This is a genomic window from Eubacterium sp. AF16-48 (assembly GCF_003479405.1).
GTDB lineage: Bacteria > Bacillota > Clostridia > Lachnospirales > Lachnospiraceae > Eubacterium_G > Eubacterium_G segne.
In genome coordinates this window covers 198,392-213,029 of sequence record NZ_QUHB01000004.1, presented here as the reverse complement: position 1 = coordinate 213,029, position 14,638 = coordinate 198,392, and the positions used below count along the sequence as shown (strand labels likewise).

Below are 14,638 nucleotides of genomic sequence, written 5' to 3'. Positions count from 1 at the left end.
TATTTTTATTACTCTCAAACCCATTCTTTTGCCTGATTACGTGTTACATAGAGTGTTAATTCCGGCACTTTAAAAGGCGTCCGGAAAATACCGAACGCCTTAGCATAAATCAAATTATTCAGTTAATTTTAGTAAAGTCCTGACCAACCTTCACCCTGATTTGCTGAACCTGATGTATCAGCTGAAAAATTGTTATCAGGGCTTGTAGTAATAACGTCCTTTGTATCAAACTCTACTACTTCTGCCTTTGGACTAATATATTTCTCTGACATTGTGTTTCCTCCCATAATTATTTTATAAATGAGTCAACTACAGGTATTTCTGATGCAGCAATTCCCGGATATCCGGCAGCCTTAACTGCTGATGCTACATAGCTTACGCTTCTTGTCTGACTCATTCCTGAGTAAACAGTTACTGATGTATTGTCAGTATATGTAATGGTTACATATGCTCTGGCAATGAAATCTCTTGTATAGTTTGCTTCTGAAATATTAGCTACTGCTCCGCAATATGTCATTGCGCTTTCGTCAAACCAACCTTCATTAACAATATTAAGCATTGCATATGGGCTTGTCAAGTCTAAAGCAGATGAATTATTTTCATATATATCATTTGCCGTAATTAACATACCTTCCTTAATAGCATCTGATTTAACAGCTTCTCCATTGTTTGATGAAACCTTTGCCTGGAACTTAAGTCCTGCCGGTGTTGAAAGCTTAATAGCTGCACCGTTTGCCATATCTACTGAAAGGCTGTCAATTGAAGTAAGGGCAATATCGCCTGTTATTGTAAGTACGGTTCCCGGTTTATAAATCTTACCATCTGTATAGTATCCGTACTGTGCATCACCTAATGTATAAGTGCTTCCGTCTTCAACTTCTGCAACTTTATTTCCATTAATTGTTACTGAATGTTTTACTGTCTGTGCCTTTTCAACTTTTTTGATAGAAACTTTAGCTGTTCCAAGAGCATGAGTAATCTCTACTTCGTTTATTTCCTGAGTTAAAGCAGAAAGATATACAATAACTCCTGCACCCTGAATTGTTGCTACATTTTCTTTAACACCGTTTACTGATACTTCACTAATTCCTGATGGCACATTCATATAGATACCCATTGCCGGTGACCAGCCAGGCTGCTGAATGCTTACTACTTCATTTACTGTCATATTTGCCTTATCATAATAATATGATGCAGTATCATCACTTCCTGCAATTTCAACCCAGTTAGCTTCTCCTGTAGGCTGTGTTGTAGGTGTTTCCGTTGGTTTTTCTGTAGGTGTTTCCGTTGGTTTTTCTGTAGGTGTTTCTGTTGGTTTTTCTGTAGGTGTTTCTATTGGTGTATCACCACCATCTGTTCCATTTTCATTTTTTACAATAACAGTTGCTTTTCCGCCTGCATATTCAATTTCAACAGTGTTTGTTTTCTTTGTCATTGCTGAAATGAAAACAATAACTCCTGCTCCCTGAATTTTTGCAACTTCATCACCTGTTTTTCCATTAACTGCAACTGAGCTGATTCCTGCCGGTACATTTACATATATACCTTTTTCAGGCGACCAATCCGGCTGCTGAATATTAATAACTGATGCTGTTGTTGAATCGTCATATGAGAATCCATCCCCTAAGTCTTTCCAAACCTTTACTGAAGGATCTCTTGTTGTTGTTTCACCTTCATCTTCGATTTTTAATGTTGCATTTCCTGTAACAGTAGCTGAATTTTCTGTAGCTGTTGCGCTAACAACTATCTGATATTCTCCCACTGCCAATGTGCTTACCTCTGATAAAGGAATAAACATACCATGGGCATTTGTTCCGTCAATTTTTACACTTTTTCCATTTACTGTTGTTGTAATAGAAGCAGCATCTACTTCTGTACCCCATGCAAAATGGATTCTTGCCTTGTCAAATATTCCCTGACATGTAAATCCTACAATAGTAGCATCGCCGTCTGTAACTGTGTAAATTTTTCCTTCTACAGCAGCACTTCCACTTGCTTCAACCGATGTCTGTCCATAAAATGCCATTGAACTGACAACCATAGCTATGGCACAAACATAAGCAAAAAACTTTTTCATTGAATTACTTAATTTCATCATATACTCCTTTCTATAACTCAACTTTTTTTCAGATGATGTTCCTCCTTTTTTTCGTTCAATCACCCTATTTCCATTTTAGCATATTAAATAAAAACCGATTAGGTGTTTTTTTTTATAAAAGTATCATTTTTATATTTTTTTAGTTATCTGAAAGTATAATAGCCGAGTATCAAACAAACTCCTATAGAACCTTTAAATCTATTTTATCATAAAATAAACATATTTTTTTAACCATTTTTGCAAATCCAACTATATTTCTTCCCGGTCTTTCCACTAGTATCATCGACATACGTATCTCTTTACCTCCTTCACTGATGACCAGTTGGTGTAAACCTTATTTTCATTAATTATCTTATATGCCCTAAAACGTACATAATATTTCTTTTTCTTTTTTAAATTTTTCGGCTTAAAATATACTTTCGACGTTACTGCTGTTTTTTTTCCTTTTTTAAATTTCTTATCTGTTGCATACTGAATCTGGTATCCCTTAGCCCCGGTAACTGCAACAAAAGTAACCTTTTTCCTTGCCACTTTCTTAAATTTTGCTTTTTTGACGGCAAAAAAGGCCGACCGGGTTTTAAGTGAATATCCCAAAGGTTCAACATTATACTCATTTTGAGCCATGGGATAAACATTGTAAAACTCCATAGTCTTGTACTCTTCTAAGCGGGTATGTTTATTAAAATTATCTCCTTTTAAAAAGTAACGATATTTTATTCCATTTTGTATTAGTTCAGCGTCCCAGGTTGAATCAAGATTGTAATAGTAATCTCCAAGCTTTACAATATTCCAGCCATGGCGCACATTACGACTTCCAAAACCTGCAATAACTCTTACAGATATTCCCAATTCCTTAAGTATCCTGTACATCAGCTGGGCATATCCCTGACATACTGCATTTCCCCTAAACAAGGCTGACCACGATGTATATACGATTTCATCAACTGTGCTATCAGAATATTTTACGTGTTCACACACATAATCATATACCATTTTAATTACTTCATAGTCTGTAGTTTCTTCTGTAATTTCCAATTGGCTTATAATTTCTTTCACCTTGGCATCTACCTGCTTTTTTTGCTCTAAAGTAGTGAGATACCATACTTCAGTCCTGAAGTGATAATAATAGTAGATTTTCTTTTTTTCTTTTCTTGTATAACGTGTATAGGAAGGGTATTCCCTGTCTATATCCCAATACATGTAATCCCCTTCGTCACCCTTTGATGTGACTTTAAATGCCTGACTCTCCAGTTCATCAAACACTTCTGCCGGAACAGCATTCGTTGATTTAACATATGCGTTTACTTCATACTGATGATTTAACAGCTGTTTTCTATAACCTGTAGCTGCTTCAACAACTGACTTATATGAAGAGGTTTTCCTGTTTCCTGAATACAGTCTTTCTCTTCTTTCAACAAGGATTAATTTTTCCCTTGTTTTCATAGTGGAAATCTCATCAATCGCATTCCTGCTAATTGTGTCAGCATAAACGTTATTGTTACACCATGTTACATTCTCCATTGGAGAACATAATATGACAGTAGCAATAATAAGACATATTATTCTTTTAATTTTTATTTTCATTTAAACTCCTGTTATTTTATTTTTCCATAACGGGTACTAAATTTTTCTCCGTTATATTTAAGCTGTCTTACCATCTTCTTTCCGCCCTTTAAAGTATATGTGAACCTCTGATTATGATTAGCTCTTAATCTGAATTTCAGCTGATAAGTTCCAATTAATATTGAATCTACCTTATTTTTGGTACTTATAACTGTATCAAATCCCAGATAGTCATTATTCTTATCTATAATTCTAAGACACATTTCGTCCTTGTAGAGAACCTGTGAAATATATATCTTATATATCTTCTTTTCTCCATTGACTTTTCCCGTATGTTTCCATGTGCCTACCCAGTATTTAACCTTACTGTTAAAGCTGCTCATTTTACTATAAAGTGTTCCTGCTTTTTTGTAGCTCTTCTTAATTGTTTCAAGGAGTTTCATTGCCTCAGAAATTTTTCCCTGTTCTCCTAATTTTACAGCCTGCTTATAAACACTTTCATTAAGGTTCTCTGACTTGGTATACTTAGATACACTATTGTATATTTCCATGCCGTTTTTTGTATCGCCCTTATCTACTAAAGCTTTAGCATAGCCATATCCATATGTCCCGTACTCTGTTTCGTAAGATTTATCCTTTGCATACACATTTTTAATTGTGTTCCATGCTGTTTCATAATCTTTTTTGAGGTAATAAATTTCTGCCATCCCGGCACTTGCCCTATTAACCAGATTCATATCTGCTGCCGCATTGCTGCTTGACTTAAATAAATCCATTGCCTTATCATATTCTTCACTTTGCAATGCCGTGGCACCTGCATAATAATCTAAAAATGCTCCGCACATTTTTCCATATCTGCTGTTTTTGTCAGAATTATACCCTTTTTTGAAATACTCAGTTGCCTTATTTTCATCTTCACTATCTAACTGATTTAATCCCAGATTATAATATGCTTGGGCTAAATATTCCTCACTTTTTAAGAAACCGTTAAGTTCATTAAAGGAATTTATAGCCTCTTCATAATTCTTATTGTTAATTAACTTTTTAGCTGCCGTATATTTCTTATTAGGAATAAAGTAAGTCATAACAGCCACTGCTGCTAATCCTGCTATAATCACAATTATAATTGCTGCCGTAATATATCTCTTACGAACCGCCTTTTTTCTGTTTACACGTCTGCTTTCACTGTTTTGCTTTCTTTCCTCATTCTGCTTTACTATGGCATATTTTCTTTTGGCATCATTAAGCAACTCTGCTGTATTCATATACCAGTAAATTCTCTTAAATATCTCTATTCCATTGGCAATGCTTGCTGAATCGTCCTTTTCAACATCCTCCGTTGCTGAAATATAGCTGTCTTCATAGTCCTTAAGCTTTGCCTTTGCAAACACTTCCACATCATCAAGTACCCCTACCGATTCACATATTGCCTCTTTTTTATTCCATACTGTTCCGTCTTCAAAAACAACACTGTCTATTTTTATTACAAATTTCTCTGCTGCTTCATTTGAAACAGTTATCTTTGCAGCTTTGCCCTTTGATTCTAAATACTTAAGTCCTAAAGCTCCATACTTATGCTGAATTTCTTCTGCATTGCCCTCATTATCACTGGCATATACAGTTATATTTAAATCCCTGATTGTCTTTTCATAAATATTGGTAAACTTAAGGGTAAGTCTGTTCTTATTGCTTACGGTATCACGCTCAAGCTCTCCTGTTTCAAACAAAACAGGACTTCCGTATGTCCATAAATTCTCTTTTAAATCTAATATTTTTTCATAACGCTTTAAGCCTTCAGACTGTGAAACTTTATTGTCGTTCGTTTCCGAATTATTTATGTTTTCTGAATTACTTAAAGCTTCCGCACTATTTTCCTGCTGATTTGCAGTATCTTCTATAATATTTTCATTCATCTTTTCTTCCATATTAGTCTCCAATAATAATATTTTTAAGATTATAGTATCAATGGTTATTGTATCACATTTGACAAAATAATACACCCCAAATGTTGATATCTGCTCCAACACTTAGGGTGTATAAAAATTTGTATGAGATTTTAAAATAATTTATTTTTTAATTTTTACATGCTTAACCTTTGACCAGCTTCCATATATCTTTTTGCCTTTATATACCTTATATGCTCTTACCTTAACATAGCAGGTACTTTTCTTTTCAAGTCTCTTTAACGTATACTTTGTTTTTGTAGTATTTTTTTGTATATAGCCCTGAAATCTTTTATTGTCGCAATATCTGATTTGATATCCCTTGGAATCTTTTATCTTCTTAATGGTAAGGCTTACTTTTCTTCCCTTTACATTTTTCATGGATTTAACTGTAGCCCTTGCCGGTTTCGCCTTTGCTTTCTTTTCCGCCTCTGCTTTAGCTGCAGCAGCCTTCTTTGCTGCTTCTGCTTTAGCTGCAGCAGCCTTCTTTGCTGCTTCTTCCTTAGCTGCCTGCTCTTTTTCGTCAGCAATATCCTGAGCTGTCTTGTCTCTGTAATATCTTACATAGTCTACTTCCATTGTTGCCGGAAGTGCTGATGTTGCAGGCAATTGATTAGAAGTTAAATTTCCTCCTACTGCCACATTTAATAACATATAGTAATTATCTTTTAATTCTTCCATTCCGGCTACATATGTATAAGAACCTATTAATTGATTATCATAGAATACTCTTATTTTGTCGTCAGTTCTGTAAACGCCGTATGTATGCCACTGGGTTTTATCAAAATTCGGGAAACCGTATGCTGTCGGGAACTTACTTTCATAATGATCCTTTGTAGGTGCTGCCACTGTTGTCCAATGCATTGTTGCATATGGGAACTGGTTGGTATTTATGGATTCCATTATGTCAATTTCACCACACATAGGCCATGTCTGTCCGTTAGTTCCTAACATCCAGAATGCCGGCCATATACCTTTTGCTGAAGGAAGTTTGATTTTTGCTACAACGTAGCCGTTTCCCACTTCCACTTTTCCTGCTGTTTTAATACGTCCCGAGGTGTAATTTTTTCCACCTACAGACTGCTTTCTTGCAGATATTTTTAAAGTTCCGTTGTTTACATATACATTATCTGTGGAACTTGTATAATATTCCTGTTCGTTGTTTCCCCAACCCCAGTTTCCATTTCCAATTTCATAAGTCCAGTTGTTTGTATTAAGTGCATCTCCTTCAAACTCATCCGACCATATTAACTTCATGTCACTTGGATCAATAGTAAGTGTGTCCTGATTATATGAAGCACTTACACCGGTGCTTGCTGCCAAAATTCCCACCATTGTAGCTATAACTGCTAATGCCTTTCTCATATGTTAAACCTCCATTGTATAATAAATGAAAACCTTTTTATGTTCACTTTCATATTACACAATAACGTTTTTATTCTCAACAGTGTCTAAAATATGCTAACCAATTATAAAATTTTTACACCTTTTATGGCACCGGTGTCTGTGTTCGTTTATGATGTAAGCAGAACAAAATTTTGCCACCTCTGATATCCGGATTACTTCATTGCCAGCCAATTTCTCTAATCCCTAAACAGCTTAACATTACTTCACCACATTGTTTTCAATAAGATTTCCCATTTCAAAAGATTTGGCATTCTCTAAAGTTGTGTAGCTTATTGCCTCTAGTGCCTCTTCTGTTAAAAATGCCTGATGAGAAGTAACTATTACATTTGGAAACGACAAAAGTCTTGATGTTATGGATGTCTCTAATATATCATCTTCCCTATTTTCAAAAACATTCTTAGTTTCCTCTTCATATACATCAAGACCTACACTGTGAAATTTGTGCTCCCTTATTCCCTGTATCAAATCCTGAGTATCAATTAAAGCCCCCCTTGATGTATTTACTAAGACCACGTTGTCCTTCATTTTTTTAATAGTCTTTTTATTTATCATATGATAAGAATCATCTGTCAGTGGACAATGTAGGGAAATTAAGTCGCTTTTTTCTAATACTGTATCTAAATCCGTATATTCCACAAAATTCAAATCCGGATTTTTGTAAATATCATATGCCATAACCTTCATTCCAAATCCTCTGCAAATACGACACATTGCCGCTCCGATTTTTCCTGTTCCAATTATTCCTGCTATTTTTCCATAAAAATTAATTCCCGTAAGTCCCACAAGGCTAAAATTATTTTCCCTGACCTTAATATATGCCTTGTGAATATGTCTGTTACTGGCAAGGGCTAATGCCATGGCATGCTCTGCCACAGCTTCCGGTGAATATCCCGGAACTCTTAACACCGTAATTCCATATTTTTTTGCAGCCCCTACATCCACGTTATTGTATCCCGCGCAACGCATAAGAACTAACTTTACGCCACATTCTTTCAATATTTTTAATACTTTTTCACTTACATCAGAACTTACAAAAGCACATATGGCATCATATCCTTTTGCATATTTTGCAGTTCTTTCACTTATATCTTCCTCTGCATACTCTATTTGAATGTCCTTATATTCAGGGATTATTTTATCAAAGGATTCCCTGTCATATTTTTTTGTGTCATAAAATAAAATTTTCATGTATTTATTACCTCCTTTTAAAACATAACATACCATATGGAAGTTTTATAGATATCAGAAAACACAAAATAGCGAAGCAAAAGCTCCGCCATTAATTGTTACATAATATTCATATAGATACTTACATATCCTCTTTCCGTCTGGCTTCCACTGCTTCTTCTAACATCATATCCTTAACCTTCATTAAACGAATCTGGGTACTTCTCTCATTTTCATCTAATTTCATGGTTATATATTTTATATTGTCCAAAGCCTGAGGAATTATTACATGTTCTAATGCATTTACCCTTCGTCTTGTTTTTTCTATTTCCGATGCCATAAGCTGACATGATTTTTCTATTTCAGCAAGCTTTATCATATCAGAAAAAACATTAGACAATGAGTATACTGCATCATCTAAATCCCCGGCAGTGAAAGCATATCCATAAGAATATATATCCCTTCCGCCAATTTCAGTTTTAGCACAAAATTGTGGAATGTCAACACTCATTATATTTTTGTAATCCTGCTTTATTTCCAACGACTTATTATTAGCCATAAGGGCTGTGTTTAAAACCTCTTCACTCATTCCTGCCCTGGCCACGGCAAACTCCCTGTTTGCCCTTTTAAGTCCCTCTTCAACTTTAAGTCTGAGCCTCATATTTTCCTTTATCATATCCATAAACTGTCTTACTAACTCGTCACGTTTATCCTTTAACAGTTTATGTCCTCTTGTGGCAGACATAAGCTTCTTTTTTTGCCTTGTAAGCTCCATTCTCGTTGGATTTACACGTGTAGATGCCATAAAACTTCCCACCTTTCATTAACAAATCCGTTATATGTCCTACTTGCTAATATAGTATTTATCAAGGTATTTTTCGTCAATACGCTTTAATTCTGATTTTGGAAGCATTGACAAAAGTTTCCAGCCTACATTCATTGTCTCCTCTATGGATCTGTCTGTATCATATCCCTGGGAAACATATTCCTTCTCAAATTCATCTGCAAACTTAGCATAAATAAGGTCAATATCAGACAACGCTGCCTCACCTAAAATTGTCATAAGTTCCTTGGCATCCTTACCTCTTGCATAGGCAGAAAACAGCTGATTCATTACATTACTGTGGTCAGCTCTTGTTTTTCCTTCACCTATACCTTTATCCTTTAATCGTGAAAGTGAAGGCAATACATCAATAGGTGGTGTAATTCCCTTTCTATATAATTCACGGCTTAAAATAATCTGTCCTTCCGTTATATATCCTGTAAGGTCAGGAATAGGATGGGTTTTGTCATCCTCAGGCATTGTAAGAATAGGAATCATGGTTATACTTCCGTCTTTTCCTCTCTGACGGCCTGCACGCTCATAAAGTGTGGCAAGGTCAGTGTACATGTATCCCGGATAACCTCTTCTTCCAGGGACTTCCTTTCTTGCTGCAGATACCTCACGAAGGGCATCTGCATAGTTAGTAATATCAGTAATAATTACCAGTACATGCATTCCCTTTTCAAAGGCAAGATATTCTGCTGCTGTAAGTGCCATTCTAGGGGTGGCAATACGTTCAACTGCCGGGTCATTGGCAAGGTTCATAAACATTACAGTTCTGTCAATGGCTCCTGTTTCCTTAAAGCTGTTGACAAAAAAGTCTGATTCCTCAAAGGTAATTCCCACTGCTGCAAAAACTACTGCAAAAGGCTCATCTGTTCCTACTACCTTTGCCTGTTTTGCAATCTGAGCTGCCAAATTGGCATGAGGAAGACCTGATGCGGAAAATATAGGAAGCTTCTGTCCCCTTACTAATGTATTTAAGCCGTCAATGGCAGATATTCCTGTCTGAATAAATTCTGAAGGATAATTTCTTGCTGCCGGATTCATGGCAATACCATTAATATCCTTTCTTTCATCAGGTAAAATATCCGGACCGTCATCTATGGGATTTCCAAGACCATCAAATACTCTTCCTAACATGTCCATTGACACTCCAAGTTCCATGCTTCGTCCTAAAAATCTTACCTTACTGTTTGAAAGGTTAATACCTGTTGAATCTTCAAAAAGCTGAACTAATGCATTGCTTCCGTTTACCTCTAAAACCTTGCATCGTCTTACCTCTCCATTTGCCAGTTCTATTTCACCTAATTCATCATAAGTTACTCCTGAAACGTCCCTTACTAACATAAGAGGTCCGGCAACTTCCTGTATGGTTCTGTACTCTTTTGGCATATTAGAACTCCTCCTTCTTTAAAGTATTGGCAATCTCAATATCCAGTCTGTCGTTTATTTCTGCAAATTCTTTATCAAGCTCATCCTCATGAGTATATTTAAAACGTCCGATTGCCTCACGGACAGGCATTTTTATCAGAGCTTCCACATCTGCTCCATTGTCCAATGCCTCCTTAGATTTCTCATAAAATCCAATTACTAATTCCATCATCATCTCCTGTTTCTTAAGAGACGTATATGTGTCTACTTCGTGGAAGGAATTTTGATGAAGATAATCCTCTCTAATAGAACGGGCAGCTTCCATTTTTAGTCTGTCCGGTGCAGATAATGCATCCATACCTACCATTTTTACTATTTCATCCAGTTCTGACTCATCATGTAAAAGACTCATTAACTTTTGTCTTAAAGTAAGCCAGTTCTTATTAACATTTTCCGTAAACCATCCACCTATGCTGTCTACATAAAGGGAATAGCTTGTAAGCCAGTTTATTGCCGGGAAGTGACGCTTATATGCCAGATTAGAATCCAGACCCCAGAATACTTTTACAATACGAAGGGTTGCCTGGGATACCGGCTCTGAAATATCTCCTCCCGGAGGTGATACGGCACCGATAACTGATAATGCCCCGTCTCTTCCTTCTTTTCCCAGGGTAACCACATCCCCTGCCCTTTCATAAAACTGGGCAAGACGGCTACCTAAATATGCCGGATATCCTTCTTCACCAGGCATTTCTTCCAATCGTCCGGACATTTCACGAAGGGCTTCTGCCCATCTTGAAGTGGAATCAGCCATAAGGGCTACTGAATATCCCATATCACGGAAATATTCCGCAATGGTTATACCTGTATATATGGAAGCCTCTCTGGCTGCTACAGGCATATCTGATGTGTTGGCAATAAGAACCGTTCTTTCCATAAGGGAATGTCCTGTTTTAGGATCCTTTAACTCCGGAAATTCATTTAAAACATCCGTCATTTCATTTCCACGCTCGCCACAGCCGATATATACTACAATATCTGCCTCAGCCCACTTAGCAAGCTGATGCTGTATAACTGTTTTTCCGCTTCCAAATGGTCCCGGAACTGCTGCCACACCACCTCTTGCAATAGGAAACAGTGTGTCAACAACTCTCTGACCTGTAATAAGAGGTTTATTAGGTGCCTTCTTTCTCTTGTAAGGTCTGCCTTTTCTTACCGGCCATTTCTGCATTAATGTAAGTTCCTTTTCACCATCTGAAGTTTTTATTACTGCAACGGTTTCAGTTACATCGTAGGTTCCTCCGTTTATTTTTACGATTTCACCCTTAATTCCATATGGAACCATTATTTTCTGTGTAACTACGGCAGTTTCCTGTACGGTTCCAATAATATCTCCTGCCTCAACCATATCTCCTACCTTTGCCGTAGGAACAAATTCCCATTTTAATTCTCTTTTAAGTGACGGAACCTGAACTCCCCTCTTTAAAAGATTTCCGGAAACCTTCATAATGTCATCAAGAGGTCTTTGTATACCATCATATATGCTGCCTATTAATCCCGGACCTAACTCAACAGACATTGGTGCACCGGTGGATACAACCTCTTCTCCCGGTCCAAGTCCTGACGTTTCCTCATATACCTGAATAGATGCCCGGTCATCATGCATCTCTATTATTTCACCTATTAATTTTTTATCGCTGACCCTTACCACGTCAAACATGTTAGCATCACGCATTCCGTCAGCAATTACCAAAGGTCCTGCTACTTTTCTAATAATTCCCTTGCTATGTTCCATGCTTCTTCCTTTCCTGTCATCAGGTTACCTGTCAACATTTTCTAATTATTTCCAAATACAATGTCAGAGCCTATTGCCTGTTCCACTGATTTCTTGACTCCTGAAACACCTTCTCCGGTGTTACCAAGTACACCGGGAATCAAAATAATTGCCGGGGTTACTCTTTCCCTGTATCTGTCTATTTCTTCGGAAATTTCTGCCGCTAATGATTCAGTTATATAAATAATTGCATATTCATTATCAGCTAACCTTCTAAGTTCCTTTATTGCCAAAACCTTGTCATCTAAAGGAAATATATCAACTCCTAAGGCACTAAATCCGTATATGCTGTCATAATCACCCATTACTGCTACCTTATACATACATTTCCCTCATTCTTTCTCTGATAAACCCGTTATCAAATCCATTTAACTTACATGTTAAAATTATCTTTATGGTCTTAATTTCCATTTCCTTTGCTATGGCATAGGCTATAATTGGGCCTACAGTAAAGGAATTGTATTTTTCGGATTTAATACATTGGACAATTTTGTTATCACACCAGCATTCAAACACTGACATGGATTTCTTTAGTGCATCTACCCCATCTTTAAACCCTGTGCTTTCCAGATAAGTACACACACCTTCCATGCCTCCATCTACTGATGCTGCTAAATCCCTTATGCTTATTCCGTCACAGCTAACAACGCATTTTTTTACAAAATCACTGTTTTTGCCTGTGGCGGCACATCTTACTGCAATTTTTATATTAGCAATGGTAACTGTCGTATCGGCATATTTTCTAATTAACTTACTTTCGGAATTTTCTCCCATTTCCTTTATTTTCTCAAGAGCTGCCTTATCAATTATTACATCGCATATCTGTCCGCTTCCTGTCTGAATCAATGTATCTGCCGCTTCCTTAGCCGGCTTTTCCATATTTTCAGGTAGTTTCTGATACTTTCCCTGCCTTATGGATTCCATAATAATCTCCGGAGACAATTTAGTTCCTTCATAGAAAATATTGTCATTATTACTGTCTGTACAAACCTGCTTAATTGCCGCCTTTAGGTTATGATACTCGTCACCTATCATAAGAATATCCATTTCATTACTGTCATCTGATAATTCTTTTATAAGTTTAGATGTATTCTTTTTTTCTATGGAAATCATTTTCTCTAAAGAATCTGCACCATTTCCCCAGCCCTTGGACTTTAGAAATGCAATGCACTGACTGTAATCACTACACTGCAACAGTGCCGTCATATCATCATCAGAAAATAGCTTTCCCTCTAATGCCCTTATTCTGGCAACACCGTAAGTATAATCCTTTTCCATGGCATTACCTCCTAATTTCCGGTACCAAATAATACTTTATTGGCAACATCTTTAAGCTTATCTGAATTTGCCATAAACAGAGATTTTACCGTGCAGTTTTCTTCAATATCACCGTAAGTTAAAATAAATCCTCCATCAATGTTTTCAGGCATTTCATTTATTTTAATTTCTCCGCCTTTTTCCTTTGCTGCCTGATTAATTTCATCCTTAAACCATTGAGGCATCCGGCTTAAATCCTTTTCATTAAACAGGATTTTCCCCTTTTCACATGTTACATTAGCCTTAAATAATTCAAGCATTAGTTTAAAGTATTCTTCACTTTCAAGTTCTAAAAAAGTCATTTCTGCTTTTTCAATTACTTCATTAATGCAGCTCTGTTTTGCCATAAGTATGGTTTTTCTTTTTCTAAATTCACCACCGGATTTTGTTTTTTCCTCATATAACTTTCTGTCAGCTAAAGATTTTTTATTGATTTGTTCTACCTGTACTGCTACGTCAGCTTTTATACCATCCATATACTCGTTGCAATATTCTTCAGCTTCATTTAAAATCCGGTTTGCTTCCTTCTGTGCCTGAGAATGAATTTCCTGCACAATGTTGTCTAATCCACTCATACACTTCTCCTTTTCAACGTATCTCCTTTAATACCGTCTCCTACAATGAAATTCCGTTAATTGCCAGGAATGAAATAAGAAGTGCTAAAATAGCATATGTTTCAACCATTGCAGGGAATAACATTGCCTTTGCAAACTGTTCAGGTCTTCTTGCAACAATTCCGATACCTGCTGCTGCTGTTTTTCCCTGTGCCTTTGCAGAAATAAGACCTACAATTGCAATTGGAAGACATGCCGCAAGTATTTCAAGTCCCTGAAGAGATGATACCTGTACGGAAGTTCCTCCAATGATTCCGATTTTTGATAATGTAACGAAACCGATTAATAATCCGTAAAGTCCCTGAGTACCCGGAAGTAACTGCATAACTAATACCTTAGCAAACTTTGACGGGTCTTCAGTCATAACTCCTGCCGCCGCTCTTCCTGCTATACCTACACCAATGGCTGAACCTGCACCTGCCATTAACACTGCTAAAGCTGCACCTAATAATGCATAAAATAATCCTAAATTTTCAAAAAAATCTCCAAATGTCATAA

General features: G+C 36.6%; 13 protein-coding genes. All 13 read right to left on the bottom strand.

The features are described from left to right. Positions 1 to 128 precede the first annotated feature (128 nt). Positions 129 to 272, bottom strand: coding sequence for a hypothetical protein (locus DWW68_RS13440; RefSeq protein WP_021951992.1), 144 nt, complete (start codon positions 270 to 272; stop codon positions 129 to 131). Between the two features lie 17 nt (positions 273 to 289). Continuing rightward, positions 290 to 2,095, bottom strand: coding sequence for a hypothetical protein (locus DWW68_RS06780; protein ID WP_118594978.1), 1,806 nt, complete (start codon positions 2,093 to 2,095; stop codon positions 290 to 292). A gap of 282 nt (positions 2,096 to 2,377) precedes the next feature. Continuing rightward, positions 2,378 to 3,682, bottom strand: a complete 1,305-nt coding sequence (locus tag DWW68_RS06775; protein ID WP_118589781.1) for a transglutaminase domain-containing protein — start codon at positions 3,680 to 3,682, stop codon at positions 2,378 to 2,380. An 11-nt stretch (positions 3,683 to 3,693) separates the two neighbouring features. After that, positions 3,694 to 5,586, bottom strand: coding sequence for a tetratricopeptide repeat protein (locus DWW68_RS06770; protein ID WP_021951874.1), 1,893 nt, complete (start codon positions 5,584 to 5,586; stop codon positions 3,694 to 3,696). A gap of 141 nt (positions 5,587 to 5,727) precedes the next feature. After that, positions 5,728 to 6,969: a glycoside hydrolase family 16 protein gene (locus tag DWW68_RS06765; RefSeq protein ID WP_118589782.1), complete on the bottom strand. Its 1,242-nt coding sequence runs from the start codon at positions 6,967 to 6,969 to the stop codon at positions 5,728 to 5,730. Positions 6,970 to 7,209: 240 nt separating this feature from the next. Then, a complete protein-coding gene (locus DWW68_RS06760) occupies positions 7,210 to 8,199 on the bottom strand; it encodes a 2-hydroxyacid dehydrogenase (RefSeq protein ID WP_021951872.1) in 990 nt (329 codons plus the stop codon). Positions 8,200 to 8,320: 121 nt separating this feature from the next. Further along, a complete protein-coding gene (locus DWW68_RS06755) occupies positions 8,321 to 8,983 on the bottom strand; it encodes a V-type ATP synthase subunit D (RefSeq protein ID WP_021951871.1) in 663 nt (220 codons plus the stop codon). A 39-nt stretch (positions 8,984 to 9,022) separates the two neighbouring features. Continuing rightward, a complete protein-coding gene (locus DWW68_RS06750) occupies positions 9,023 to 10,396 on the bottom strand; it encodes a V-type ATP synthase subunit B (protein WP_021951870.1) in 1,374 nt (457 codons plus the stop codon). Position 10,397: 1 nt separating this feature from the next. Further along, positions 10,398 to 12,170: a V-type ATP synthase subunit A gene (locus DWW68_RS06745; protein WP_021951869.1), complete on the bottom strand. Its 1,773-nt coding sequence runs from the start codon at positions 12,168 to 12,170 to the stop codon at positions 10,398 to 10,400. Between the two features lie 41 nt (positions 12,171 to 12,211). Beyond that, positions 12,212 to 12,532, bottom strand: coding sequence for a V-type ATP synthase subunit F (locus tag DWW68_RS06740; RefSeq protein WP_021951868.1), 321 nt, complete (start codon positions 12,530 to 12,532; stop codon positions 12,212 to 12,214). After that, positions 12,525 to 13,487: a V-type ATPase subunit gene (locus tag DWW68_RS06735; RefSeq protein WP_118589783.1), complete on the bottom strand. Its 963-nt coding sequence runs from the start codon at positions 13,485 to 13,487 to the stop codon at positions 12,525 to 12,527. Before DWW68_RS06735 ends, DWW68_RS06740 begins: the two co-directional genes overlap by 8 nt. Before the next feature lie 11 nt (positions 13,488 to 13,498). Further along, on the bottom strand, positions 13,499 to 14,101 hold the full coding sequence (locus DWW68_RS06730) for a V-type ATP synthase subunit E (protein ID WP_118589784.1): 603 nt from the start codon (positions 14,099 to 14,101) through the stop codon (positions 13,499 to 13,501). 40 nt (positions 14,102 to 14,141) lie between these two features. After that, the gene (locus tag DWW68_RS06725) at positions 14,142 to 14,636 is read right to left on the bottom strand and encodes a V-type ATP synthase subunit K (protein WP_021951865.1); all 495 of its coding nucleotides are present in this window, start codon (positions 14,634 to 14,636) and stop codon (positions 14,142 to 14,144) included. Positions 14,637 to 14,638 lie beyond the last annotated feature (2 nt).